At 62.8% G+C, this 25541-nt stretch carries 23 protein-coding genes and 1 riboswitch; of the genes, 11 read left to right on the top strand and 12 right to left on the bottom strand.

From position 1 onward, the window contains the following. Positions 1 to 26 precede the first annotated feature (26 nt). Both cax and CO670_RS12300 read left to right on the top strand, forming a co-directional pair. Positions 27 to 1121 (top strand): calcium/proton exchanger, encoded by a 1095-nt coding sequence (gene cax / locus CO670_RS12305; RefSeq protein ID WP_097590499.1) that lies wholly within the window; start codon positions 27 to 29, stop codon positions 1119 to 1121. Between the two features lie 53 nt (positions 1122 to 1174). Then, on the top strand, positions 1175 to 1483 hold the full coding sequence (locus tag CO670_RS12300; protein ID WP_097590588.1) for a potassium channel family protein: 309 nt from the start codon (positions 1175 to 1177) through the stop codon (positions 1481 to 1483). A gap of 130 nt (positions 1484 to 1613) precedes the next feature. On the opposite strand, the gene CO670_RS12295 is transcribed toward CO670_RS12300, so the two are convergent. The 7 genes from CO670_RS12295 to pobA all read right to left on the bottom strand — a co-directional run bounded on the left by CO670_RS12295 (position 1614) and on the right by pobA (position 8767). Further along, positions 1614 to 2441, bottom strand: coding sequence for a VCBS domain-containing protein (locus tag CO670_RS12295; protein WP_097590498.1), 828 nt, complete (start codon positions 2439 to 2441; stop codon positions 1614 to 1616). Between the two features lie 395 nt (positions 2442 to 2836). Further along, complete coding sequence (locus CO670_RS12290; RefSeq protein ID WP_097590497.1) at positions 2837 to 3553, bottom strand: ABC transporter ATP-binding protein; 717 nt, start codon at positions 3551 to 3553, stop codon at positions 2837 to 2839. Further along, complete coding sequence (locus CO670_RS12285) at positions 3534 to 4298, bottom strand: ABC transporter ATP-binding protein (protein WP_097590496.1); 765 nt, start codon at positions 4296 to 4298, stop codon at positions 3534 to 3536. The genes CO670_RS12290 and CO670_RS12285 overlap by 20 nt, the downstream gene beginning before the upstream one ends. Further along, complete coding sequence (locus CO670_RS12280) at positions 4295 to 5296, bottom strand: branched-chain amino acid ABC transporter permease (RefSeq protein WP_097590495.1); 1002 nt, start codon at positions 5294 to 5296, stop codon at positions 4295 to 4297. Before CO670_RS12280 ends, CO670_RS12285 begins: the two co-directional genes overlap by 4 nt. 1 nt (position 5297) lies before the next feature. After that, positions 5298 to 6161 (bottom strand): branched-chain amino acid ABC transporter permease, encoded by an 864-nt coding sequence (locus tag CO670_RS12275; protein ID WP_088678010.1) that lies wholly within the window; start codon positions 6159 to 6161, stop codon positions 5298 to 5300. 66 nt (positions 6162 to 6227) lie between these two features. Next, the gene (locus CO670_RS12270) at positions 6228 to 7400 is read right to left on the bottom strand and encodes an ABC transporter substrate-binding protein (RefSeq protein ID WP_097590494.1); all 1173 of its coding nucleotides are present in this window, start codon (positions 7398 to 7400) and stop codon (positions 6228 to 6230) included. Positions 7401 to 7594: 194 nt separating this feature from the next. Continuing rightward, positions 7595 to 8767 carry a 4-hydroxybenzoate 3-monooxygenase gene (gene pobA, locus CO670_RS12265; protein ID WP_097590493.1) on the bottom strand — a complete coding sequence of 391 codons (1173 nt, stop codon included), beginning with the start codon at positions 8765 to 8767 and terminating at the stop codon, positions 7595 to 7597. A 118-nt stretch (positions 8768 to 8885) separates the two neighbouring features. Here pobA and CO670_RS12260 point away from each other — a divergent pair, with 118 nt between their 5' ends. After that, positions 8886 to 9776 (top strand): helix-turn-helix domain-containing protein, encoded by an 891-nt coding sequence (locus CO670_RS12260; protein ID WP_097590492.1) that lies wholly within the window; start codon positions 8886 to 8888, stop codon positions 9774 to 9776. A gap of 15 nt (positions 9777 to 9791) precedes the next feature. Here CO670_RS12260 and CO670_RS12255 read toward each other — a convergent pair whose 3' ends face one another. From CO670_RS12255 to CO670_RS12240, 4 genes are all read right to left on the bottom strand, one after another. Next, on the bottom strand, positions 9792 to 12176 hold the full coding sequence (locus CO670_RS12255) for a phosphoketolase family protein (RefSeq protein WP_097590491.1): 2385 nt from the start codon (positions 12174 to 12176) through the stop codon (positions 9792 to 9794). A gap of 70 nt (positions 12177 to 12246) precedes the next feature. After that, positions 12247 to 13425, bottom strand: coding sequence for an acetate/propionate family kinase (locus CO670_RS12250; protein ID WP_097590490.1), 1179 nt, complete (start codon positions 13423 to 13425; stop codon positions 12247 to 12249). 126 nt (positions 13426 to 13551) lie between these two features. After that, positions 13552 to 15123, bottom strand: coding sequence for a bifunctional diguanylate cyclase/phosphodiesterase (locus CO670_RS12245; RefSeq protein ID WP_097590489.1), 1572 nt, complete (start codon positions 15121 to 15123; stop codon positions 13552 to 13554). A 516-nt stretch (positions 15124 to 15639) separates the two neighbouring features. Then, positions 15640 to 16188 carry a histidine phosphatase family protein gene (locus CO670_RS12240; protein WP_097590587.1) on the bottom strand — a complete coding sequence of 183 codons (549 nt, stop codon included), beginning with the start codon at positions 16186 to 16188 and terminating at the stop codon, positions 15640 to 15642. A 106-nt stretch (positions 16189 to 16294) separates the two neighbouring features. Then, positions 16295 to 16369, top strand: a riboswitch (cobalamin riboswitch). Between the two features lie 50 nt (positions 16370 to 16419). Between CO670_RS12240 and CO670_RS12235 the strand changes: the two genes are divergently transcribed. From CO670_RS12235 to CO670_RS12225, 3 genes are all read left to right on the top strand, one after another. Further along, on the top strand, positions 16420 to 16629 hold the full coding sequence (locus CO670_RS12235) for a CbtB domain-containing protein (RefSeq protein ID WP_097590488.1): 210 nt from the start codon (positions 16420 to 16422) through the stop codon (positions 16627 to 16629). A gap of 114 nt (positions 16630 to 16743) precedes the next feature. Beyond that, positions 16744 to 17478, top strand: coding sequence for a CbtA family protein (locus CO670_RS12230; protein ID WP_097590487.1), 735 nt, complete (start codon positions 16744 to 16746; stop codon positions 17476 to 17478). A 71-nt stretch (positions 17479 to 17549) separates the two neighbouring features. Then, entirely contained in the window at positions 17550 to 18128 is a 579-nt protein-coding gene (locus tag CO670_RS12225) for a hypothetical protein (RefSeq protein ID WP_245425813.1), read from the top strand. On the opposite strand, the gene CO670_RS12220 is transcribed toward CO670_RS12225, so the two are convergent. Beyond that, on the bottom strand, positions 18113 to 18775 hold the full coding sequence (locus CO670_RS12220; RefSeq protein WP_097590486.1) for a sulfite oxidase-like oxidoreductase: 663 nt from the start codon (positions 18773 to 18775) through the stop codon (positions 18113 to 18115). The genes CO670_RS12225 and CO670_RS12220 overlap by 16 nt on opposite strands. Before the next feature lie 111 nt (positions 18776 to 18886). On the opposite strand from CO670_RS12220, the gene CO670_RS12215 reads away from it, so the two are divergent. The 5 genes from CO670_RS12215 to CO670_RS12195 all read left to right on the top strand — a co-directional run bounded on the left by CO670_RS12215 (position 18887) and on the right by CO670_RS12195 (position 25445). Continuing rightward, positions 18887 to 20761 (top strand): sensor histidine kinase, encoded by a 1875-nt coding sequence (locus CO670_RS12215; protein ID WP_280951337.1) that lies wholly within the window; start codon positions 18887 to 18889, stop codon positions 20759 to 20761. Further along, positions 20758 to 22092 (top strand): sigma-54 dependent transcriptional regulator, encoded by a 1335-nt coding sequence (locus tag CO670_RS12210; protein ID WP_097590485.1) that lies wholly within the window; start codon positions 20758 to 20760, stop codon positions 22090 to 22092. The genes CO670_RS12215 and CO670_RS12210 overlap by 4 nt, the downstream gene beginning before the upstream one ends. Positions 22093 to 22304: 212 nt before the next feature. Further along, positions 22305 to 23288, top strand: coding sequence for a tripartite tricarboxylate transporter substrate-binding protein (locus tag CO670_RS12205; RefSeq protein ID WP_097590484.1), 984 nt, complete (start codon positions 22305 to 22307; stop codon positions 23286 to 23288). Positions 23289 to 23468: 180 nt separating this feature from the next. Further along, on the top strand, positions 23469 to 23930 hold the full coding sequence (locus CO670_RS12200; RefSeq protein WP_097590483.1) for a tripartite tricarboxylate transporter TctB family protein: 462 nt from the start codon (positions 23469 to 23471) through the stop codon (positions 23928 to 23930). A gap of 9 nt (positions 23931 to 23939) precedes the next feature. Then, on the top strand, positions 23940 to 25445 hold the full coding sequence (locus tag CO670_RS12195) for a tripartite tricarboxylate transporter permease (protein ID WP_097590482.1): 1506 nt from the start codon (positions 23940 to 23942) through the stop codon (positions 25443 to 25445). Positions 25446 to 25541: the final 96 nt, after the last annotated feature.

The following is a 25541-nucleotide window of genomic DNA, read 5'->3' as shown; positions in this document are numbered from 1 at the left end:
CCTCCGAGTGGTTACGGGAGTGAAGATTGCGCCTCCTTTTCAAAGAGATTCGCCATAGTCCGATATTGTGGCTGCTCGTCGCTGTGCCGGTGGTATTCTCGGCTGCGGTGCTTGTCCCCGAAGCCCATACGGCGCTTTTCGTGCTCTCGGTACTGGCCATTGTACCGCTGGCCGCTCTGCTCAGCCACGCGACCGAATCCGTCGCCGCCAAAACGGGTGATGCGGCCGGCGGACTGCTGAATGCGACGCTTGGAAATCTCACCGAACTGGTCATCGCGCTGACCGCCCTGCGCGCCGGCGAATATACGCTGGTCAAGGCATCCGTCGCCGGCGCGATCGTCACCAACACGCTGTTCATGCTCGGTGCCTCGTTTCTGCTTGGCGGCCTCAAATACCACATTCAGGAATTCAACCGGGCGAGCGCGCGCATTCAGGCCGGCCTGCTTTTTCTGGCGACGATCGCGCTTCTGATGCCGTCGACGCTTGGCGGATTGGAGGCGGCATCGGCGGCGCCGGTCACCCAAGAGCTCAGCCTCAGCCTCGCCGTTCTGCTGATCATCGGATACGGGCTGGGGCTGCTGTTCACGCTTGGGACGCATCGGGAGTTTTTCTCATCAGCGGATCACGGCGAGGCGGGTGAGGCGCCTTGGCCGATCGGTCTCGCCCTCGGGACGCTTGCCGGTGTTACCGTCCTCGTGGCGTTGGTAAGCGAGATTTTCGTCGAATCCGTGCAGGAAGCGGCCGTCGCCTTCGGAATGACCCCGGCCTTCGTCGGCTTCATCGTCGTCGCATTGGTTGGCGCCGCCGCCGAAATGGCCTCGGCATTTTCCGGCGCACGCAAGAACCGGCTCGATCTGAGCGTCGGCATTGCACTCGGAAGCGCGTCGCAGATCGCCTTGTTCGTTGCACCCGTTCTGGTCCTGATGAGTTACGTGATCGGCCCGTCACCGATGGATCTGCAATTCTGGCCGGGCGCCGTGACGATGATGTTCCTTGCGGCCGTCACTGCGATGTTCGTCACCAACAGCGGTCGGTCGGCATGGTTCGTCGGCGTGCTGGTGCTGATGGTCTATATGATTTTCGCCATAACGCTCTACGTCTTGCCGCCGGCAGTGCGATGAGGCTCCGCGTCCGCAAACAGCAGCGGCCAGACGGTATGCCGCACACCCGGCAGATGAGGCGGCTGTTCTTCAGCGCACTCGCAAAGCAGCTTCGCGTCATCTGGCCGATCCTCTCCGGCATCGTGTCGATCATGCTGGCATCCGGCCTTGCCATTTGGCGCATCGAGGATTGGCGGCTTGACGAAGCGCTTTATTTTACCTTCGTGACCGGGCTCACCATCGGCTACGGCGACTTCACGCCCAAACATGTTTCGGCGCGGATACTGGCTTTGCTCATCGGTTTTGCGGGGATCGTGCTGACCGGCGTCATCGCCGCCATCACCGTAAAAGCGCTGAACGAAGCGGACCGGGACAGTCCCTGATCGTAAGCTCTTAGCGCGTGACCCATCTCTGTCGCCAACGTTTCGACAGGCTGGATGGCGTCCCTTTGCGTGGTGTCGTTTCGGTCTCAGCCTTCCGGTGCGGGGAAACCCCGCGCCGGAAGCGCATCGGTCAAACGAGGAAATGAAAATTGTCGTATTGCGCGCCGAAATAATCGGGGCCGCTGTCTTCCGTGATGATCGGTTCGCTGTCGAGCAGGAGATAGTCGATCGGGCCGTAGGCGCTGAGATCGATCAGTTGGGGATCGTCGATGCTGTCGGCGGTGATGGTCACGGTTGTGGAAAAGACGATGTTGCCGTTCAACTGGCCTTCGATCGTCAGGACGTTGTCATAGTTCGACGTTCCGTTCGCGACCTCGAATTGCTTGATCTGAAAGGGGCCGCCATCGGCTGAATAGATGGGGGTCCAGAACATGCCGCCACCCAGATAGTGGTTGCCGTCGCTGTCTTCGCGCACGGTCGCGTCGTCGCCGTCTCGCCACGCGCCCCAATCGAAGCCTTTGTAGCCGGTCGGGAAGTCGCTTTGGCCGACATCCTCGAAATTGACGAAGACGTCGCCGCGTTCCGGCAAGTCTATTGCGATGCTGAACGATCCGAAATCGGTGGCGCCTTTGCCGTCGGATATCTTGAATGTGAATTTTTCGACGAGCTCATCGCCGGGTCCGAGCGCGGCGACTTCCGGTTTGGAATGATCGAGCTCGTAAGTGTAGGTGCCGTTGGAGTAAACGGTGAGCGTACCGTATTCTCCCTCGATGATCGTCTTGACCGGATCGCCCTCCGGATTGGCCGGCTGCTTGATGCGCTGTCCATTGAGGAAATTCAGGCGCACCGCATCTCCGTCGGTATCGTATGAACTTTCGAGGATGTCGCCGCTGATCGGATCATCGATGTTGAAAACAGGCAAGTATACGTTACCCGCATGCGGCTTGTGATTTGCCATTTCTACCTCCCGTTTGATGTTCCGCGTGACTATGCAACCCTGTAGGGTGTCTGGCAATGGAAATTGATCGAGCGGCAGATTATTCTGGCTGCAAAGACCGGCACATTCAGATTGTCCACAGCTCAAATATTTCAGCTGAGCAATCGATGTTGATGTCTGTCCTGTCTATGTTGAAGCTTTCACCGCTGTTGTTGCCGAAATGCCGGTTCGTCGATCATCCTGCCGATGCGATGTCTTGATTTATCGCTGAAACCCTTCAGGCGCGATAATAATGATAGGCCAAGCATGACGTCGTCATGACGATATACTGCATTCGCTGCGATCAGGGCCCAGATCCAACCTCATGCCACGATGGATTTGGCGGACAAATTCCGCCGTTGGCCGCCCTTGAGGCTTCAGTGCAGGCCACCGACCCCGAGCAGGCTCTCGACGGCCTGATGGTCGTCCGACAGGCTTCTTGGCGTTCCAGCCCAGGCCAGTCTGCCGCGTTCGAGAATGATGACCTGATCGGCGAAGTCGAGTGCGCTTTGGATGCGCTGTTCGACAAGGAGGATGGTCATGTCGCCTGATTTGGCGAGTTCGGCGAAGGCGGCCATCAGCTCCTCGCAAATGACGGGTGCAAGGCCCTCCAGCGGTTCGTCGAGGAGCAGAACCGACGGGCAGCCGAGAATGGTGCGGGCGGTGGAGAGCATCTGCTGCTCGCCGCCGGAGAGCTGGCTGCCGAGATTGCGGCGGCGCTCCTTCAGGCGCGGGAACATGGCGTAGGCTTCTTCCAGCGCCGTTTTCGGCCGTGCCTTCAGGCCGACGAAGAGGTTTTCCTCGACCGTCAGCGTCGGAAAGATGCAGCGCGTCTGCGGCACATATCCGAGGCCCTTATGCGCCCGTGCGGCGCTCGGCGCTGCGGTGACATCCCACCCGCCGAGGCGAATATGGCCGTCATATCGCCTGGTCTGTCCGGCAAGCGTTGCGAGAAGCGTCGTCTTGCCCATGCCGTTGCGGCCGAGCACGGCAAGCCGTGCGCCTGCCGGCACCGAGAAGGAAATGCCTTCCAGCACCCGCGTCGGTCCATATCCGGCCGAGAGATTGTCGACCTCAAGCGATATGGCTGGCATTGGCATAGCTCCCGAGATAGGCCTCGCGCACGCGGGCATCCTTGGTGACATCGGCCGGCAGGCCATCGAAGATGATTGCGCCCGCCGCAAGCACGATGACGCGCTTGGCGAAGCGGAAGACGAGGTCCATGTCGTGTTCGATCATCAGCACGGCGAGATCGCCGGGCAGATCGGCAAGCGCTTGCTCGATGCGGCCGGTATCGCTCTGCGGCACGCCGGCGGCCGGCTCGTCCAGCAACAGCACCTTCGGCTTCAGCGCCAGCGCCACCGCGATTTCGAGCAGCCGCTGCTGGCCATAGGCGATCTCGCTCACCCTCCGGTGCATCAGCGACGCCAGCCCGAGTTTTCCCAGGAGTTCGTCGACCTCCGCCATGACATCGGGCATCGACAGGAAGTTTCCGAACATCCGCGTCGTCTTTCCGTCGCGCTGAAGGACGGCAAGCCCCACATGTTCGGCAGGCGTCATGTCCTGGAAAAGCCGTGTCACCTGAAAGGATCGCACCAGGCCGCGCTTGACCCTGCCGATCGCATCGACCCTCGTCACCGCCTCGCCGCCGAGGCGAACCTCGCCGGAATCGGGTGAGAGATTGCCGGTGACGAGATTGACGAAGGTGGTCTTGCCGGCGCCGTTCGGGCCGATCAGCGCGATGCGGTCGCCGGGCGCCATCGCCAGCGAGACATCGTTGGTGACTGCGAGCCCGCCGAAGGCTTTCCGGAGATTGGAGACTTCGAAGACCGGGCTCATGCGCGCGCCTCCTTCCGGCGGCTGACGAAGGCGGCGGCCGTGCCGAAGAGGCCTTTCGGCGCAAAGAGCACGACGGCGATCAGCAATGCGCCGACCATGGTCAGCCAATGGAAGGGATTGGCGGCGGAGACGTAATCCTCGAAGAGCATGAAGATGACGGTGCCGGAGAGCGCCCCGAAGAGCGAGCCGGTGCCGCCGAGCACGAGCATGACCAGCGCTTCGGCCGATTGGGTGAAGGACAGGCTGTCGAGGCCGACGACCTGGGTCGAGATCGCGTTCAGCGCGCCGCCGACACCGGCAACGGCGCCTGATATGACGTACATCCTGATGAGCGCCGCCTTTGGCGAGCCGCCCATGGCGCGGATGCGCAAGGGATCCTGCCTGACGCCGCGGCAGAGCATGCCGAAGGGCGAGCGGACCAGAAAGCGCAGCAGCACGAAGACGACAAGCAGCAGCGCCATTCCGAAAAAGAAGGCGGTTTGACCATAGAGATCGAATTCGAAAAGGCCGAAGATCGGGTCCGGCGCAATGCCGGACAGTCCATCGCTGCCCCCCGTCCAGGACGAGGCCTTGTTGGCGAATTCATGGAAGAGGTGGATGAGGGCAATCGACAGCACGAGCTGCGGCAATCCATGCGCACGCAGGATGATCGCGCCTGACAGCAGCCCGGCGATCGCGCCGGCGGCAATGCCGGCAAGCATCATCAGCAGAGGGTCGTTGATGCCGTAATGCGCCGACAGGATCCCGGCGGCATAGGCGCCGGAGCCGAAAAGCGCGGCATGGCCGAGTGTCGCGACGCCGCAATAACCGGTCACCAGATCGAGCGACAGGACGAGCAGGGCGATGGTGATCATCCGCGTCAGCAGCGCGAGATTATCCGGGAAGGTGAAATAGCCGATCGTGCCGATGGCGATAATGACCGCCAATCCGGCGAGATCGCCGCTGAAGCAGCGCCGATGCTGGAGACGTTCGTTTTCACTGTTCATGACAAGCGCCATGTCATTTCACCCTTCCGGCAAGGCCGCGCGGGAAGACGCAGATGATGGCGATCACGGCGAGATAGAAGAAGAATTCGCCGAATTCCGGCATCAGATAGCGTCCCGTCGTATCGATCGCGCCGAGCAGCAGGCAGGCAATCAGCGCGCCGGGAATGGAGCCCGCGCCGCCGACCGAGACGACGACCAGGAAGGTGACCATATAGCGTAACGCGTAATAGGGTTCGACCGGCAGGAGCTCGGCGCCGACCACGCCGCCGAAGGCGGCAAGCCCGACGGCGACGGCAAAGCTTACCGCGTAGATGATTTCGGTACGCACGCCGAGTGCCGCCGCCATCGCCGCATCGTCGACGGAGGCGCGTAGCTTGACGCCGAAACTGGTCCGGTCGATCGCGAACCAGAGCGCGACTGCGACCACCAGGCCGCAAAGGATGACGAAAAGCCGGTGCACGGGAATGGTGCGGAAGCCGAGGTCGGCCGAGCCCTGCAGGGCGCCGGCAAGCGGTATGGTCTTCAGCGTCGGCCCCATTGCATAGTTCGCAATGCCGATGACGCAGAAGGTGATGCCGATGGTCATCAGCACCTGGGTCAGTTCAGGCGCACCATAGATCCGGCGGTAGAGAAAGCGTTCGAGCGGGATTGCGATGATGATCGTGGCGACCACGGCGGCAATGACCGCGACCGCATAGCCAAGGCCGAGGTCGCGTGCCGCATAGGAAGCGATGTAGCCGCCGATCATGGCGAAGGCGCCGTGCGCCAGGTTGACGACACGCATCAGCCCCATGGTCACGGAAAGGCCGATGGATATCACGAAGAGCACCATGCCATAGGCAAAGGCGTCGACGGCTATGCTGAAGACTGTCTGCATGGAAATACCTTGCTTCGATGCGGCGGGCTCGATGCGCGGGCCCGCCGCTTAACCGGACGCCGGATATTACTTGGCGGCGGCCAGGCCCGGATCGCCCTGCTTCTCGAAGGTCTGGACCTCCTTGTTGATGTAGGTCCCGTCATCGGCTTTGACGACTTCACGGAGATAGATGTTCTGGGTGATATGCCGGCTTTCCGGATCGATCGAAACCGGGCCGCGCGGGCTTACCCACGAAAGGCCCTTCACCGCATCGACGGCCTTCTCAGCATCCTGCTTGCCGCCCGTCGCCTCGATCATCTTGTATATGACATACATGCCGTCATAGGCGCTGACTGCGGGGAAGGAGAGTTCGGCCTTGTTGCCGATCGCCTTGGAAGCTGCCTCGACGAAGGCCTTGTTCTCGGGCGAGTCGTGCGAAACGGCATAATGGAAGGTCGTCTGGATGCCGAGTGCGGCGTCGCCGAGCGCCGGCAGATCGGATTCCTGCGTCAGATCACCCGGTGCAAAGAACTTGATGCCGGCCGCTTTCAGGCCGTTTTCATTGTAGGCCTTGACGAAGCCGAGCGTCGTCGGTCCCGATGGCAGGAAGGCGAAGACGCCCTGCGCGCCGGAATCCTTGATGCGCTGCATGATCGGACTGAAGTCGTTGGTTGCAAGCGGCATGCGGATCGCCTCGACCACCTGGCCGCCGGCCTTCTCGAAGCCGGTCTTGAAGGCGTTCTCGGCATCGATGCCCGGGCCGTAATCGCTGACAACAGAGATTACCTTCTTAACGCCGGCGTCGAAGGCGACCTTGGCGATCGGCGTCGAGGTCTGCCAGGTCGTAAACGAGGTGCGCACGACGAGCGGGCTCTTGGTGACGATCGCCGAGGTGGCGGCGTTCATGATGACCATCGGCACGTTACCCTGCTTCAGGATCGGCGTCACCGCCATGGCATCGGGGGTGAAATAGAAGCCGGCGAGATATTGGACCTTTTCCTTGACGATCAGTTCCTGCGCGAGCGCCTTGGATTGGGCGGGATCGGCCTGGGGCACGTCGCGATAGACGATCTCGACCGTATCGCTGCCGACCTTGTTGCCGTTGACGGCCATATAGGCGTCGATGCCGGCCTTGAAATTCTTGCCCTGAAGCGCGAACGGACCCGAGAACGGGCCGATGACGCCCACCTTGATGGTATCGGCATAGGCGCTCGTGCCGATGGCGATTGCCGCAACGGCGGCCAGAAGCAGTTTCTTCATGTCTCTCTCCCTTGTTGGCGCACTCCAGCGCCGTATTGGCTAGCCGCAAAAATTGCGCGTTAGCTTGTCATGCGAAATGGTGATGTAAAATGAAATAAAAGCCTCAATCCATCACCATGCGATTATGATTATGTGCCGGAACATTCATGGCTGGCTCGGCCGTCGACTGGTCGCACCTGCCTCGGATCTCCGGGTCACAATGGCAATCCCACATAGTTCTCCGCGAGCGCCGTGGAGGCCGCACGCGAATGGGTGAGATAATCGAGTTCGGCCTCCTGGATCTTCTGGTCGAAATCGCCGGTATCAGGAAAACGATGCATCATCGTCGTCATCCACCAGGAAAACCGCACGGCTTTCCAGACACGGGCGAGCGCCCTCTGCGAATAGGCGTCGATGCCGCCATTCGAGCGTTCGCGATAGTGTTCGACGAGCCCGGAGAAGAGGTAATGGACGTCGCTCGCTGCAAGGTTCAGCCCCTTGGCGCCGGTCGGCGGCACGATATGGGCGGCGTCGCCGACGAGGAAAAGCCGGCCGAAACGCATGGGCTCGGCGACGAACGAGCGCAATGGAGCGATCGATTTCTCGAAGGACGGCGCAGTTTTCAATGCTTGCGCGTGATGCGCCGGCAGGCGCCGCCTCAGCTCGTCCCAGAAGCGGTCGTCGCTCCAGGCCTCGACCTTCTCGTCGAGCGCGCATTGGATGTAATAGCGGCTGCGCGTGGTCGAGCGCATCGAACAGAGCGCAAAGCCCCTTGGATGGTTGGCGTAGATCAGTTCATGGCTGACCGGTGCCACGTCGGCAAGCAGACCCAGCCAGCCGAAGGGATAGATCTTCTCGAAATGCCTGATCGCCCCTTCGGGAACGGCCTTGCGGCTCACGCCATGAAATCCGTCGCAGCCGGCGATGAAGTCGCAGTCGATGCGCCTGGCAGCGCCGTCTTTCATATAGGTGACGAAGGGAGAGCGGCCGTCGAAATCATGCGGCGTCACATCGACGGCATCGTAGATCGACAGGGCGCCGCTTGCTTCGCGCCGCTCCATCAGATCGCGCGTCACCTCGGTCTGCCCGTAGACGGTGACGCGCCGGCCACCGGTCAGTTCATGCAGATCGATGCGATGGTCGCGTCCGTCGAAGGCGAGCGAGAAGCCGTCATGCGGCAGGCCTTCGGCATGCAGCCTCGCTCCAGCCTTGGCTTCATCGAGCAGCCCGACAGTGCCTTCTTCGAGAACACCGGCCCGGACCCGGCCGAGGATGTAATCCTTGTTCACCCGGTCGAGGACGACATTGTCGATGCCGGCTTCGGTCAGAAGCTGGCCGAGAAGCAAGCCGGATGGTCCCGAACCGATGATGGCGACCTGGGTTCGCAAATGCTTCCTCCCTGACATTTTTGCGTTTTGTCAGATTCTGCCGCGCCGGCCGGATCGCCACAATGGACATTCCAGCCTAAAAATTGCACTAATCGAACATTGGCGCGGGAGAGAGCCGATGAGCAGACACATACCGACCTACGAGCTCTACGGCGAAAACATCGGGCGATCGCCGGAATTCTGGTTGCATTGCGAAACAATTCGCTCCCGCAGCAGCCTGCATCAATGGGAAATCCGCCTCCACCGTCACGAGAGCTTCTTTCAGATATTGTACATCGAAGCCGGTTCGGGCGATGCAATCTTCGGCGAGAAGAGCCATGCCATCCGGCCGCCGGCGGTCATTACGGTTCCGCCCGGGCTCAATCACGGCTTTCGTTTCTCACGCGATATCGACGGTCTCGTCATCACCATATTGCGGTCCCATCTCAGCCATCCGCCCGGCGAGCGGAGCCATCTCGGCGAATGGCTGGCGACGCCGCATCTGACGCCGCTCGATCGTGATCACGCCGAGGCTGCCCATGTGATGCAGACGCTGCGGCGGCTGGGCGACGAATTCGAAAACCGCCGCAGTGGCCGCAACGAGGTCTTGGCAGCCTACGTCGCCCTGGCGCTGCGGCTGACGGCGCGGATTTCCCATGAGGGGAATGCGCGGGAGCTCTCGTCAAACGAAAACGAGCGACGGATGGAGATGCTGGGCGAACTCATTCAGCAGCATTTTCGATCCCACAAACCCGCATCCTTCTATGCCAGGGAGCTCGGGCTTTCGCCGACGCATCTCACCCGCATCGTCCGGTCGATGACCGGCAGCACGCCGCATGAGCTGATCGCCGGCAAGCTTGTCGAGGAGGCGAAGCGCCAGCTGGTTTTTACGCTCGGCAGCGTTCAGGAGATCGGCTTTCGGCTCGGCTTCACCGATCCCGCCTATTTCTCGCGCTTCTTCCTCAAATATACGGGAGAAACACCGCGGGTCTGGCGCATGAAGGAGAAGAGCCGGCTCGAGGGTGTGTAGCAAGTCTCCCATCCATCACGCCGCCGGCCACTTCCATTCACTCACCTCCGGCATGTCCTCGCCATGTTCCCTGACATAGTCGTGATGCTCGGCAAGCTTGCCGCGGAGGGCGGCGAGGGCTTCATCCGCCTTTTCCTTCAGGCCCGGGACGCGCTCGATGGCTTCGATGGCGAGATGGAAGCGGTCGAGCTGGTTGAGGACGGTCATGTCGAAGGGCGTCGTGGTCGTGCCTTCCTCGATGAAGCCGCGGACGTGGATGTTTTCGTGGTTGGTGCGCTTATAGGTCAGGCGGTGGATGAGATAGGGATAGCCGTGATAGGCGAAGATGACAGGCTTGTCCGATGTGAAGATCGCGTCGAAAGCCTCGTCGGAAAGGCCATGCGGATGCTGGTCGCTGGATTGCAGCGCCAGTAGGTCGACGACGTTGACGGTGCGGATTTTCAGCTCCGGAATAGCCTTGCGTAAGAGATCGACGGCGGCGAGCGTCTCCATGGTCGGCACGTCGCCGGCGCAGGCCATGACAAGATCTGGCGAGATCGTGTCTTCCTCGTTGCTCGCCCAGTGCCAGATGCCGATTCCGGCTTCGCAATGTTTTACCGCCTCGTCCATCGATAGCCATTGCGGCTCCGGCTGCTTGCCGGCGACGATGACGTTGACGCGGTCGTAGGTGCGCAGGCAATGATCGCCGACCCAGAGCAGGGTATTGGCATCCGGCGGCAGGTAGATGCGGACGATATCGGCCTTCTTGTTGGCGACGAGATCGACGAAGCCGGGGTCCTGATGGCTGAAGCCGTTATGGTCCTGGCGCCAGACATGCGAGGTCAGCAGATAGTTCAGCGATGAGATCGGCTTTCGCCATTCGAGCTCGCGCGTCACCTTCAGCCATTTGGCGTGCTGGTTGAACATGGAATCGATGATGTGGATGAAGGCTTCGTAGCAGGAAAAGATGCCGTGCCGGCCGGTCAGCAGGTAGCCCTCCAGCCAGCCCTGGCAGAGATGTTCGGAGAGCACTTCCATGACGCGTCCGTCGCGGGAGAGATTGATATCGTAAGGTTCGATATCTTCCATCCAGACGCGGTCGGTGACTTCGAAGACGCTGCCGAGGCGGTTCGATTCCGTCTCGTCGGGGCCGAAGATGCGGAAGTTCGCCGCCTCGTCATTGAGCTTCATCGTGTCGCGCAGGTAATGGCCGAGGATCTGCGTCGATTGCGCCATGACGCTGCCGCGCCTGCCGGTGTCGACCGCATAGTCCCTGATATCGGGAACGACCAATTCCTTGCGCAGCAAGCCGCCATTGGCATGCGGATTGGCGCCCATGCGGCGTTTGCCGAGAGGGGCGAGGGCGCGCAGCTCAGGCTTTAATCGACCGTCGGAACCGAAAAGATCTTCCGGATTGTAGCTGCGCATCCAGTCCTCGAGGATCTTGCGGTGGCCATCGTCCCCGCGGCAGTTGGAAACCGGCACCTGATGGGCGCGCCAGAAGCCTTCCACCTTCTTGCCGTCCACCTCCTTCGGGCCGGTCCAGCCCTTGGGGCTGCGCAGTACGATCATCGGCCAGCGCGGGCAGCCGTCCGCAGCCTCGCCGTTGCGGGCCTGCCTCTGGATTTCGCTGATGCGGTCAAAGATCCGGTCAAGGGTCGCGGCCATCTGCCGATGCATGTCTTGCGGCTCATGGCCCTCGACGAAGAAGGGTTCGTAGCCGTAGCCCTCGAAGAGGCGCCGGAGGTTGTCGTCACCGGTGCGAGCGAGAATGGTCGGGTTGGCGATCTTGTAGCCGTTCAAATGCAGGATCGGCAGAACCGCGCCGTCGCGGGCGGGATTGAGGAACTTGTTGGAATGCCAGCTGGCGGCCAGCGGTCCGGTTTCGGCCTCGCCGTCGCCGACGACGCAGGTGACGATCAGGTCGGGATTGTCGAAGGCCGCTCCGTAGGCATGAACGAGCGCATAGCCGAGCTCACCGCCCTCGTGGATCGATCCGGGCGTTTCCGGCGCCGCATGGCTCGGAATGCCGCCGGGGGAGGAGAATTGCCGGAAGAGCTTGCGCATGCCTTCGGCATTCTCGGAAATATCGGGATAGATTTCGCTGTAGCTGCCTTCGAGATAGGTGTTGGCGACCATGCCCGGGCCGCCGTGGCCGGGGCCGCACATATAGATGACATCGAGATCGCGGGCGCGGATGAGGCGGTTGAGGTGCGCATAGATGAAGTTGAGGCCGGGCGTCGTGCCCCAGTGGCCGAGCAGGCGCGGCTTGATGTGCTCCGGTTTCAGCGGCTCGCGCAGCAGCGGATTGGCAAGCAGGTAGATCTGGCCGACCGAGAGATAGTTGGCGGCGCGCCAGTAGCGGTCGATCAGGGTGAGTTCGGCGTCTGTCGGAGCGGCGGTCGATACATGCTTTTCCATGGATTTCTCCCGTTCGAAACCTGTTCAACATCAATTCTAACGGCCGGCGCCGAGTTGCCGTTGATCTGGATCAGTCGCCGCGGAGAATGGAGAGCGCCTCGTCGGCGATGACCTGCTCCTCATTGGTGGCGATGACATGAACGGCGATGCGGCTTCCCCTCGTGCTGATGGCAAAGCCGTTGGCGGCATTGGCCTTTTCGTCGAGTGCCAGGCCGAGCCATGAGAGCCGTTTCGCCACGCCGGCGCGGATCTCCGGCTGATGCTCGCCGACGCCGGCCGTGAAGACGATGGCATCAAGGCCGCCGAGCGTCGCCGCCATGCGGCCGATTTCGCCGGCAATGCGCAGGGTGAAGAGGTCGATCGCTTCCCGCGCCTCCGGGCGTCCGTCCTTCAAAAGGTCGCGGGTATCGGCGCTGATGCCGGAAACGCCGAGCAGGCCGGAGCGGTGATAGAGAAGATCCTCGATCTCGCGGAAGGACTGCTTCTTCTCGCCGGCCAGATGTAGGATCACACCGGGATCGAGCCAGCCTGGGCGCGTCGCCATCGGGATGCCGTCGAGCGTCGAAAAGCCCATGCTGCAATCGCGGCTGATGCCTCGGTCGAGCGCGCAGAGGCTGGCGCCGCTGCCGAGATGGGCGACCACCGCCTTTGCCGCATGCGGCGCCCTGGGGCGGAGTTCGCCGGCGATGAATTTATAGGAAAGGCCATGGAAGCCGTACCGTTTGATCCCCTCCTCATGCAGCGCGCGGGGGATGGCGAAGCGGCGAACGAGATCGTCCTGCGTGGCATGGAAGGCTGTGTCGAAGGAGGCCGTCTGCGCAAGATGCGGCTTTAAATGCCGGAGCGCGCGGATGAAGCGCAGCGCCTGCGGCTGGTGCAGAGGTGCGAGCGGGGTCAGGGCTTCCATGGCGTCGATGGCGGCTTCGTCGAGGGCCGCCGGCCCGGTGAAGCGGTCGCCGCCATGGACGACGCGGTGCCCGGCGGCGCGCACGGCGGCAATGTCGAAGTGATCGGCGAGAAGGGCGAAGGTCTCGTCGATGACGTCATGAAGATTGTCCGTCGCTTCCGCGTTCAGCGGGGTGTCGAACGTCTGCTCTCCCTTGGTCAGACTGAAGGAGAGCGGCTCGGCGCGAAGATCGACGATGCCCTTGCCGATGCACTGGGCTTCGGCGCTCTCCATCGCGAAGATGCCGATCTTGACGGTGGAGGACCCGGCGTTGAAGGTCAGCAGGAGGTCGGCCGAGGACATGTATCACGGGCTCCGCGCGAGCATACTGATGAGCGAACTTAGTGCCGGGACTTCATACGGAAAGACATTTATTCGTCCGCTGCGCATTTTTGCGCCGGGCGCTGCAGGTCTTTTAAAGACAAGTCGTCAGGCCGTGGAGGCCAGATTGGCGCTGCGATCGCTGATGAAGGCGCTCGCCTCGGCGGCGGGCATCGCCTTGCCGAACAGATAGCCCTGGCCGATATCGCAGCCGAGCTGCAGCAGGAAGGCGAGCTGGCCGTGGTCCTCGACACCTTCCGCCGTCGTCTTGATGTTGAGGCTCCTGCCGAGGCCGAGCATGGCGCGGACGATCTTTTCCTGCCGCTCGTCTTCGCGGCAGGTGGCGGTGAAGCTTTTGTCGATCTTGATCTTGTCGAAGCGGTAGCGGGCGAGCTGGGCAAGGCTCGAATAGCCCGTGCCGAAATCGTCGAGCGCGATCTGAATGCCGGCTGCGTGCAGCTCCTCGAGGACGATGGCGGCGACGGCCGGATCCTGAATCAGCGCGTTTTCGGTGATCTCTATTTCGAGGCGCTGCGGCGGCAGCCGGCTTGCCGAGAGGACCTTGAGGATGCGCGAGGTCAGCAGCCTGTCTTCCATCTGCACCGGCGAGACGTTGAAGGAGAGCATCACATGCTCGGGCCATGCGAGCGCGTCGCTGCAGGCCTGGGCGAGAAGATCCTCGAACAGAGCGGTGATCATGCCGGTTTCCTCGGCAATGTCGATGAAAACGGGCGGCGGAATGTTGACGCCATCCTCGCCGATCCAGCGGGCGAGCGCCTCGAAGCCGCAGAGCTGGCCCGTCTTGAGATCGATCAGCGGCTGATAGAAAGGTTTGATCGCCTTCTTGGAGATTGCGGCGCGCAGCCTCGTTTCCAGGGCGGCGCGTTCGGCAACCTTGTCCTGCATCGAGGCTTCGAAGACGAGATAGTGGTTGGGTCCGCGCGATTTCGCCTCGTACATCGCAAGGTCGGCGCGGTGGGCGGCATCTTCCAGCGGCTCGCTGCCATCGGCCCAGCGATCGTAACCGACGCTGGCGCCGACTTCGACGCCGAAGCCGTCGATATGGATCGGCCGAGTAACCGCCTGGATCAGCAGCCGGGCAAAACGTTCCTCGCGCTGCGCCGTCAGGCCGAAGGCGATGATGATGAATTCGTCGCCGCCGAAACGATAGACGCAATCGGCATTGCCGAGCGCGCAGATACGCTTGGCGACCTCGATCAGAAGCACGTCGCCGCCCTTGTGGCCGACGAGATCATTGACCTTCTTGAAGCCGTCGAGATCGACGGAGAAGATGGTGACGTTGCGGGCCCACTCGTCGATCTCGGCTTCATCGTCCACGATCGGCCGTGAAAGGATCTTGCGCTCGAAGGCGTAGCGGTTCGGCAGCTTGGTCAGATGGTCGTGCGTGGCGGTCCAGTCGGCCTTTGCCTGGGCGGTGGCGCGCAGTTCCATTTCCTTGCGCAGGTCGGCGATGCGCAGCACCGAATAGATGAAGCTCATGGCGCCGGCGATGCCGAGGGCCAGAACGAGCTTGTCGGCGCCGTATTTGCTGAAACCGGTCATGAAGGAGACCAGGCCGTCGCCAAGGTGCAACAGCGCGCCGAGGATCCAGAGCGTCGCTCCGAGCACCACGACCGACACGCATTGCCTTCCGGCCCTGCTTTGGAAAAACGCCGGCATTATCGCCTTCTCCATCTCCACCCTGCGCCGAATTATCACGAAAATCTGAAATGTTCGTTGAAACCAGAAGGCGAATTATTGGAGGCAGCAGCCTTTTTCGGTGCCGTCGGGGCAGCCGTAGCGCTATCGGACTGCGTTGCAGCAGCGTGGTGCGATGTCTCGGGATGGAACGGTTGGGCTGGCGTTTCTGCAAAGAACGAGGGCGAGCGTGCTGACGCATCGCTCGCCCTGTCTCGCTTTATCAGGCGGTGACGATCAGCAGCGGAACGCTGACGACCAGACCGACCATAATTATCGTGAACGTCGCGACGCGCATCAAGCGCAGGCGCCGCGTACGTTCGCCACTCCAGTCATATGCCATGTCTTCCATCTCCTTGGGACAAGGAAGTAGTCCCGGTCAAACCCGGTTCAACAGAGATGACGCGATTTGCTTGCGTAAGGCTGGATCTTATCAGGGATCGCTAATGCGACGCTTGTTTCTGGTCGCGGTGTTCGGATCCTACGGCCGGTAAGTCTCTAAAGGCGCAGCGACCAGCGCTGCCCGTTGCTGGACATGCGAATGACGGCGAGCGGCTCGACGTCGATCAGCCACAAGGAGGAAAGCGGCGCCTGCAGCACATGCGCGATCGCCGCCCTGATGACGGCTGCGTGGCTGATGGCGATCACATGGCCCGCAAGCCGGGACTGCTCATCCATCCAGCCTGCAACGCGTCTCTGCAGATCGAAAAAGCTCTCGCCGCCGTGCGGGGCGGCTTCCGGATCGCTCATCCAAGCCATGAGATCGTCAGGCTCCTCGGCCCCGATCGCCGTGATCGGCCTGCCTGCCCAGCGGCCGTGATCGCAATCGCGCAGCGCCGGGTCTGTTTCGGCTTGAAGACGAAGGGCTTCGGCGGTCTGGCGGGCCCGCAGAGCGGGGCTCGTGACGATACGGTCGGCGCGGGGCAGGGCGGCCATTCTGCCGGCCTCCTCGGCTGCCCTGTCTTCCAGCGGTTCGTCGAGCGGGAACAGCGCCTTGCGGCTTGCCGCCGTCGCGCCGTGGCAGATCCAGGTGAAGCGCGTATTCACGATCGTTCTCATCTCCCGGAATGCGGTGGGGAGAGCCTTGCCGGCTCCGTGAAGTTTCGTTGACAGTCTCTCCGGCGAGCAGATATAACCGTGGCGTTGCGGGTTTGGAAGCCGGTGAAAATCCGGCGCGGTCGCGCCACTGTAACCAGCGTGTCGAAACTCTTCACGCCGGAAGTCAGACCCTGCCGCACAAGCACTCTTTCGACTGAACGCGTCATTCCGGAGGAATACATGTCTGACACCACTTTCGCGCCCGTCGCAGCGCCGGCGCCGATCCCCGTAGGGGAAATCCTGCCCTGGGCGATCTTCGGCGGCCTGCTGATGATCATCGCCATTTATTTCGTCGGCACCGAGGAAGGCGCAATGGCGCTGTTCAACGGCATGTACGTGCACGAATTCGTGCATGACGGCCGTCACCTCCTCGGCTTTCCCTGCCACTAAAGCGCATCGCGATCTTTCAGATTCGCTTCTCGCGCTTTAGGTCTTTGTTTTACGCATGTCGTTCTCGCAAAACCGCTGCACAGTTTTGCGCGACATGCTTAGGGGGATACTGACATGGTTGGAAATCTTCTGCTTCGCGGCATGCTCGCGGGCCTGATTGCTGGCATTCTCGTTTTCGCTTTCGCCCATGTCTTCGGCGAGCCGCTGGTTGATGCGGCGATCGCCTTCGAGGAGGCGAGCGCGCAGGCGGCCGGCGAAGCTGCCGAGCCCGAAATCGTCAGCCGCGCCACGCAGGCCGGGATCGGCCTTTTCACCGGCGTCATGGCCTACAGCATCGCCGTCGGCGGGCTTTTCTCGCTCGCTTTCGCCTTCGTGCACGGCCGCTTCAGCAGCCTTTCGGCGCGTGGTACCTCGGCCGTCATCGCCATCGCCGCCTTCGTGGCGGTCGTCCTGGTGCCCGGCATCAAATATCCGGCCAACCCGCCGGCGGTCGGCAATCCCGATACGATCGGCGTCAGGACCGAACTGTTCTTCCTGATGATCGTCGTCTCGCTCGCCTCGCTGATCGCGGCGGTCGCGCTTTCACGCCGCCTTGCCGAGCGTTTCGGCCTCTGGAACGGCGCGATCGTCACCGGCATCGCCTATCTCGTTTTCATCGGCCTCGTGCTCTATCTGCTGCCGCCGATCAACGAGGTGCCGGAGAATTTCTCGGCAATGGTGCTGTGGCGTTTCCGCACGACCTCGCTCGGCATGCACGCGATCCTTTGGGCGACACTCGGTCTTGCCTTCGGGGTGCTGGCGGAACAGCGCCTTGCCGCCAAGGGCGGGCTGCGGCCGGCATTTCGGTGATTGGGCGTATCGGTAGGCTTGCCGCATTCCCGCCCTCGGGCTCGACTCGAGGGCTGGTTCTCGGCGCGGGCTTGCTGCTCTTCATTGCCGGAGATTGCCTTGCCCATGGCCGCAGCGCAGGGGGCAGCCATGCCGGCCTCGATATCCAGGAGATTTCCCATGGCGAGATGGCGGTGATTTCCGACTATCGCCGTGGGATCATCGCGCTCGCATCGCAGGCGGTCGATACCAATGAGCGGTTCCGCCGCATCCTGAACTATGCCGAGATCCAATATTCCTATTGCCTCTGGGGCAGGATGCCGGGCAGCGTGACGGATGAGGAAAGCCCCTTCAACGAATGCGCCCATGCCTATCTCGCGGCGACGAAAGCCGTGCTGATGGCGATGCGGGACATGCCGCGGGAGGCCCATGCCGCAGGCGAAATCATCTCGGCCGTCGATGCCGATATGGTGCGCCGCGGGCTTGCGCTCGTCACCTGCCGGTTCAGCGGTGAGGCCTTCAATACTGCCGACATCGTCAAGCCAAATTGGAGCAAAGTGCCGCTTCATCCTGCCAGCATGGCATCGTTGACGGGAGTTGCTGCCCTGTTCGGTCTTGCCGTCCTTGCGCTTAGACGCGTCTTGCGGACGAAGGCTCAGTCGTCGGAATAGCGCTGCTCGCGCCACGGATCGCCATACATGTGGTAGCCGTTCTTTTCCCAGAAGCCGGCCTCGTCGGCAGCCAGGATCTCGATGCGGCGCAGCCATTTGGCGCTTTTCCAGAAATAGAGATGCGGCACGACGAGGCGCATCGGTCCGCCGTGATCCGCCGTCAGCGGCAGGCCTTCCCATGATGTGGCGAGAATGGCGTCCTCGGCGGCGAAATCGGAAAGCGGCAGATTGGTGGTATAGCCGTCATAGCTCGTCAGCATGACGTAGGCCGCTTCCGGTCTCGGCATGGCGCGGTCGAGCAGATCGCGCGTCGAAACGCCTTTCCAGTTGTTGTCGTAGCGCGACCATGTGGTGACGCAGTGGATGTCGCTGACCCTGGTGCTCTGCTCGATCGCCTGGAAATCGACCCAGGTGAGGGTGAGGGTCGTTTCGACGAGGCCGCGCACCTCAAGCCGCCAGCTGTCTGTGGAGATGACCGGCTGCTGACCGAGATCGAGCACCGGCCAGTTCTTGACGAGGTGCTGGCCGGGCGGCAGGCGCTCGGCTTCGGGACGGCTGATGCGGCCGGTGAGGAACTTGCCCTCCGCCGCCCAGCGGCGCTTGGAACTGGTGAGCTTGCTGTCGGCAGGCGTAGGGTCGTCGCTCATGCGCGGATCTCCTTGCAGCGCCGCAATAGGACACCGGCTCCGCCGGCTGTCAAGTTTCGCCAGGCCCTTGGAAATACCCTTCAGCCTCATTAGACTGATCCCCAGTCGGGCATGCCTTGCTGGGGAGCGGAGGCAGGAAGGGAGGAGCCGGATCTGTCTTCGAGATTTCGTGCAATAGCGGCGCTGCTCACGGTGCCGATCGTCATTTTCGCCTTCTTCACCTATGGAAGCGCGATTGCGACGCGCGCCTATATGGAAGAGGCTTCGGCGCAGGCGGGAACGGCGCTGCGGCTTGCCGTTTCGGCGCTGAGCGGCCACCTCAACCGCTATGAGGCGCTGCCGGCGCTGATCGCCGATCATGACGATATCAAGGAACTGGTCAGCGCGCCCGACGACATGGCGCTGCGCGATGCGGCCAATCTCTATCTCAAGGAGATCAACGGGCTCTTGAAATCCTCCGACATCTATGTGGTGAAGCCGGACGGCGAGACGATCGCGGCCAGCAACTATGACGGACCGGCCAGTTTCGTCGGGCAGAATTTCAATTACCGACCCTATTTCCAGGAGGCGATCGAGGGCCGGCAGGCCCGGTTTTACGCCCTCGGCACCACGTCGCTGAAACGCGGCTATTATTTCTCGGCGCCGATAAGGGTCGGCGCGGATGTCCGCGGCGTTATCGTCTTCAAGGTCGATATCGACATGATCGAATCCTCCTGGAGCGGCGGGGAATACAAGATCTTCGTCTCCGATCCCGAGGGCATCATCTTCATGTCCGGCAGCCCGGAATGGCTTTACGGCGCGATCCTGCCCTTGACGGCCGATCGCATCGCCCGCACGGAAGCGTCTCGGCGCTATGCCAATGCCAGGCTGACGGCGCTGCCGGTGACGCGTCATCGCTTCGAGCAGCACGATCTGATGACGCTCGCAAGCGACCGGAGCGCGAGCGAATATCTGGTACTGTCGCATTACATGCCGGCCGAGGACTGGACGGTGAACGTGCTGATGGAGACGAGTTCCATCCGCGCCCAGGCGCGCACCGCCCTTGTCGCCGTTTTTCTCATCCTCTGCATCGCCGCGCTTGCCGTTGCGGTCGTTCGCCAGCGGCGGGCGCGGCTGGCCGAGCGCATGCAGATGCAGGCCGAAGCGCAGGGCGAACTGGAGCGGCGGGTGGAAGAGCGCACCGCCGATCTTGCCCGGGTCAACAGCCGCATCGAAGAGGAGATCGCCGAACGGCGGCTGACCGAGCAGCAGCTTCGCCAGACGCAGGCTGATCTCATCCAGGCCGGCAAGCTTGCCGGACTCGGGCAGATGTCGGCCGCCCTTTCCCACGAGTTCAACCAGCCGCTCGCCGCCGCCAAGACCTATACGGACAGCGCCTCCGTGCTGATCGACCGCGGCCGGACGGAAGAGGCGCGGGACAATATCCGGCGGATCGGCGGGCTGATCGACCGCATGGCCTCGATCAGCCGGCACCTGCGCAATTTCGCCCGCAAGCCGAACGAGAAGCTCGGCCCGGTTCCTCTCGACGAGGCAATGCGCGACACGCTCGAAATTATCGCCTGGCGGCTGAAGGCGGCCGACGCCGAGCTTCGGCTGGATCTCGGGCCGCGGCCGCCGGTCGTGCGCGCCGGCTCGGTGCGCCTGCAGCAGGTGCTCGTGAATGTGATTTCGAATGCCGCCGATGCGGTGGAGGGGCTGGACGACAGGCGCATCGAGATTTCTGCGCTGGAGCAGGCCGGCAAGGTGGTGCTGACGGTGCGCGACCACGGCCCGGGCGTGCCGGCGGCGATCGCCGAGCGCATCTTCGATCCCTTCTTCACGACCAAGGGCGTCGGCAAGGGGCTCGGCCTCGGGCTTTCGATCTCCTACAACATCGTCAAGGATTTCGGCGGCAGCCTGACTGCCGTCAACCATCCCGAAGGCGGCGCGGTGTTTCGCATCGAGCTGCAATCGGCGGCAGGGCTGATGCCGGAGGCGGCGGAATGAACGATGCGAAGATCCTGCTGGTCGACGACGAGGAGGAGCTGCGCCGCTCGACGGCGCAGGCGCTGGAACTCTCCGGCTTCAGCGTCGAGACCTTTTCGAACGGCGATCATGTGCTGGAACTGATCGGCTACAGCTTTCCCGGCGTCGTCGTCAGCGATATCCGCATGCCCGGCATGGACGGCATGACGCTGATGCAGAAGATCCGCGAGATCGATCAGGAGGTGCCCGTCATCCTCGTGACCGGCCACGGCGACGTGCAGCTTGCGGTCAAGGCGATGCGCGAAGGCGCTTATGATTTCATCGAGAAGCCGTTCACGCCTGAAATGCTTGCAGGCGTCATACGCCGGGCGATGGAGCGGCGCGGCCTCGTGCTCGAAAACCGGCTGCTGAAGGCGGTCGCCGGCAAACGCGACGATATCGAGGCGCGGCTGCCGGGTCGTACGCAGGTGATGGTGGATCTGCGCTACCGCATCCGCGCGATCGGCGCGAGCGATGCCGATACGCTCATCGTCGGCGAGACCGGAGCGGGCAAGGAGGTCGTCGCCCGCGCGCTTCACGATATCAGCGCCCGGGCGAGCCGGCCGTTCATCGCGATCAACTGCGCGGCGCTGCCGGCGAACCTGATCGAGAGCGAGCTTTTCGGCCACGAGCCCGGCGCCTTTCCGGGCGCGGTCAGGCCGCGCTACGGAAAATTCGAGCATGGACGCGGCGGCACCATCCTGCTCGACGAGATTGGCTCCATGCCCTTCGACCTTCAGGCGAAGTTTCTGCGGGTGCTGCAGGAGCGGGTGATCTCCCGCCTCGGCTCGAACGAGATCGTGCCGCTCGACGTGCGCTTCATCGCGACGAGCAAGGTGAATCTGGAGGCGGAAGTGGCGGCGGGCCGCTTCCGCGCCGATCTTTTCTACCGGTTGAACGTGGCGACGCTGCACGTGCCGTCGCTATCGCAGCGGCGGGCGGATATTCCGCTGCTTTTCCTGCAGCTGGTGCGGGAAGCGGCGGCCCGCTACGGCCGCGACGAGGTGGCCGTGCCGCCTGAGGTGATCTCCGACATCACCCAGCGCGACTGGCCCGGCAATGTGCGCGAACTCAGGAATGCCGCCGATCGTCTGGTGCTCGGCCTCGACAATGGCGGGCGGCAGGCCGAGGAGGCGACCGGGCTTGCGGAGCGCGTCGCCGAATTCGAGCGCGGGATCATCGCCAGCGCGCTGGTCGCGCATGGCGGCAGCCTCAGGCCGGTCTATGAATCGCTCGGCATCTCGCGAAAGACCCTCTACGAAAAGATGCAGAAATACGGCCTCGACAAGCGGATGTTGATCACCGAAGGCTAGCTGTCGCGGCCGGCGGTGTTGCGATGGGTGGATTTCCACCCATCGCATTCGTCGTTTGTTTCCGAATCGACCCATGCTGCATCGCACTGCCGCAGAATCGTCCTTCGAAAATGATGGCGATGATTGCGGGTTGGGTTTTCCCGGCGGCAAATAGGTCAACCCCGGCGCGGAGGATGTGCCGGCGGGCTCGCTATTTCATCAGGGAGGAAACGATGAAAATCCTGAAGGCCATGCTCGGCCTGACCGCGGCTGCCGCGGTCTCTCTTCTCGCCGGCGTCGCTTCGGCGCAGACCTATCCCGAACGCACCATCACCATGGTCGTGCCCTTTGCCGCCGGCGGCCCGACCGACACCGTCGCGCGTCTTGTCGCCGAATCGATGTCGAAGGATCTCGGCCAGCAGATCGTCGTTGAAAATGTCGGCGGTGCCGGCGGCACGCTCGGCGCCGGCCGTGTGGCGAACGCCGATCCCGACGGCTACACCATCCTGCTGCATCATATCGGCATGGCGACCAGCGCCACGCTCTACCGCAAGCTCGCCTACGATACGCTCGGCGCCTTCGACTATGTCGGCCTCGTCACCGAGGTGCCGATGACGATCGTCGCGCGCAAGGACTTCGAGCCGACCGACCTCAAGGGCCTGATCGAATACGTCAAGGCCAACAAGGACAAGGTGACGGTCGCCAATGCCGGCATCGGTGCCGCCTCGCATCTTTGCGGCATGATGTTCATGAGCGCCATCCAGACCCCGCTCACCACCGTTCCCTACAAGGGCACCGGCCCCGCGATGACGGATCTGCTCGGCGGCCAGGTCGATATCATGTGCGACCAGACCACCAACACGACGAAGCAGATCACAGGCGGCACGATCAAGGCCTATGCCGTGACCTCGCCCAAGCGTCTCGACGTGATGAAGGATATTCCGACAGCGGTCGAAGCCGGCCTGCCGGGCTTCGAAGTCGGTATCTGGCACGGCATCTATACGCCGAAGGGTACGCCGGCCGAGATCAACGAACGCCTGTCGAAGTCGCTGCAGGTTGCGCTGAAGGATCCGAATGTCGGCGCCCGCTTCGCCGAACTCGGCACGGCGCCTTCCTCTGACGCGGATGCGACGCCGGCTGCACTCAAGGCCAAGCTCGAAAGCGAGATCGCCCGCTGGAAGCCGGTGATCGAGGCTGCCGGGGAATATGCGGACTAGTGAGGGATGTGCCAGGAATAGCCCCTCACCCTAACCCTCTCCCCGCCTGCGGGGAGAGGGGACTTGCCCCGAATAGCGGCGGCAAAGGCGAGAGGCTGCGGCGGATCCCCTTTTCCCCGCTGGCGGATGAGGGGCAATCGCAGCCGTAACGACGCTCCATCTCCAACTCCAGGAGACACCATGAAATCCATCAGTTTCGATACCACCAATGCGATCTGCGGCGCGCTTTTCGTCGCGACCGGCGCTTTCTTCGCCTTCCAGTCGCTGGGGCTCGACCTCGGCACGACATTGCGCATGGGGCCTGGTTATTTCCCGCTGCTGCTTTCGGCCGTGCTCGTGCTGCTCGGCGCGATCATCTTCATTCAGGCGCTGCGCGTGGAGGGTGAGCCGGTCGATCCTTTCGCCTGGCGCGGCATGCTGTTCATCCTGCCGGCTCCCGTCTTCTTCGGGCTGACGGTGCGGGGGCTCGGATTTGCGCCGGCGCTGTTCTTCACCGCCTTCATCGCCTGTTTTGCGTCTCGCAAGATGAATGTGGTGTTTGCGCTCATCCTCTCGCTGCTGCTGACGCTCTTTTCGGTCGCCGTCTTCAGCTACGGGCTCGGGCTGCCGTTCGAGCGCTTCGGCCCCTGGGTCCGGTTCTAGGAGGCTATCGTGGATCTCTTCAGCAATCTCGCGCTCGGCTTTGCCACTGCGGCGACGCTCCATAACCTTTTCTTCTGCCTCATCGGCGTCCTGCTCGGCACGCTGATCGGCGTCTTGCCCGGCATCGGCGCGACGGCGACGATCGCCATGCTTCTGCCGATCACCTTCCAGCTCGAGCCGGTTTCCTCGCTCATCATGCTCGCCGGCATTTATTACGGCGCCCAGTATGGCGGCTCGACGACGGCGATCCTCATCAACATGCCGGGCGAATCCTCTTCCGCCGTCACCGCAATCGATGGCTACCAGATGGCGCGCAAGGGCAGGGCCGGGGCGGCGCTGGCGATCGCGGCGCTCGGCTCGTTCTTCGCCGGCACGGTCTCGACCTTCCTCGTGGCGATCTTCGCACCGCCGCTTACCGACATCGCGCTGCAATTCGGTGCGGCGGAATATTTCTCGCTGATGATCGTCGGCCTCGTCTCCTCGATCGCGCTGGCGCATGGCTCGGTCGTCAAGGCGCTGGCGATGGTGGCGCTCGGGCTGCTGCTCGGCCTTGTCGGCACCGATATCTATACCGGCACGCCGCGCTTTACGCTCGGCATCCGCGAATATGCCGACGGGCTGAACTTCGTGGCGCTCGCCGTCGGCGTCTTCGGGGTGGCGGAAATCCTGCGCAACCTCGAAGGCGAATCGACCCGCACGGTGCTGATGGCCAAGGTGTCCGGCCTCCTGCCTTCGCGCCAGGAATTCAAGGAGATGATTGCGCCCGTCATTCGCGGTACGGCGATCGGCTCGGCGCTCGGCATCCTGCCGGGCGGCGGGGCAATCCTGGCGTCCTTCGCCTCCTATACCGTGGAAAAACGCTTGTCGAAGACGCCGCAGGAATTCGGCAAGGGCGCGGTCGCCGGCGTGGCAGGTCCGGAATCGGCCAACAATGCCGGCGCGCAGACCTCGTTCATTCCGCTGCTGACGCTCGGCATTCCCGCCAATCCCGTCATGGCGCTGATGATCGGCGCGATGATCATCCAGGGCATCGTGCCGGGGCCGAATGTGGCGACCGAGCAGCCGGCGCTGTTCTGGGGCATCATCGCCTCGATGTGGATCGGCAATCTGATGCTCGTCATCCTCAACCTGCCGCTGATCGGGCTCTGGGTGAAGCTGCTGACGGTGCCTTACTATGTGCTCTTCCCCATCATCATGGCCTTCTGCTCGATCGGGGTCTACAGCGTCAATTCGAACGTCTACGACCTCTATGCCGTCGCCTTCTTCGGGCTCATCGGCTACGTGCTGGCGAAACTGCGCTGCGAGCCGGCGCCGCTGCTGCTCGGCTTCGTGCTCGGGCCGTTGCTGGAGGAGAACCTGAGACGCGCCATGATCCTGTCGCGCGGCGACCCGACCACCTTCGTCACGCGGCCGATCAGCGCCACGCTTCTGGCGATCGCGCTGGCCGTGCTCATCGTCGTCTTCCTGCCGAGCGTCAGGAAGAAGCGCGAAGAGGTGTTCGTCGAAGAGGCCTGAGGGCTTGAAGTCGCAGCCTGTTTGATGAACAAGAAATGATCTGACGCGGGCGCCGGTTGGGCGCCCGTTTCGCATGAAGGGATATCCAGGCCCCAG

Source organism: Rhizobium sp. J15, from assembly GCF_002531825.1.
Classification (GTDB): domain Bacteria; phylum Pseudomonadota; class Alphaproteobacteria; order Rhizobiales; family Rhizobiaceae; genus Rhizobium.
Note: the sequence above shows the minus strand (reverse complement) of the source record. Positions and strands in the feature narration are given on the sequence as shown.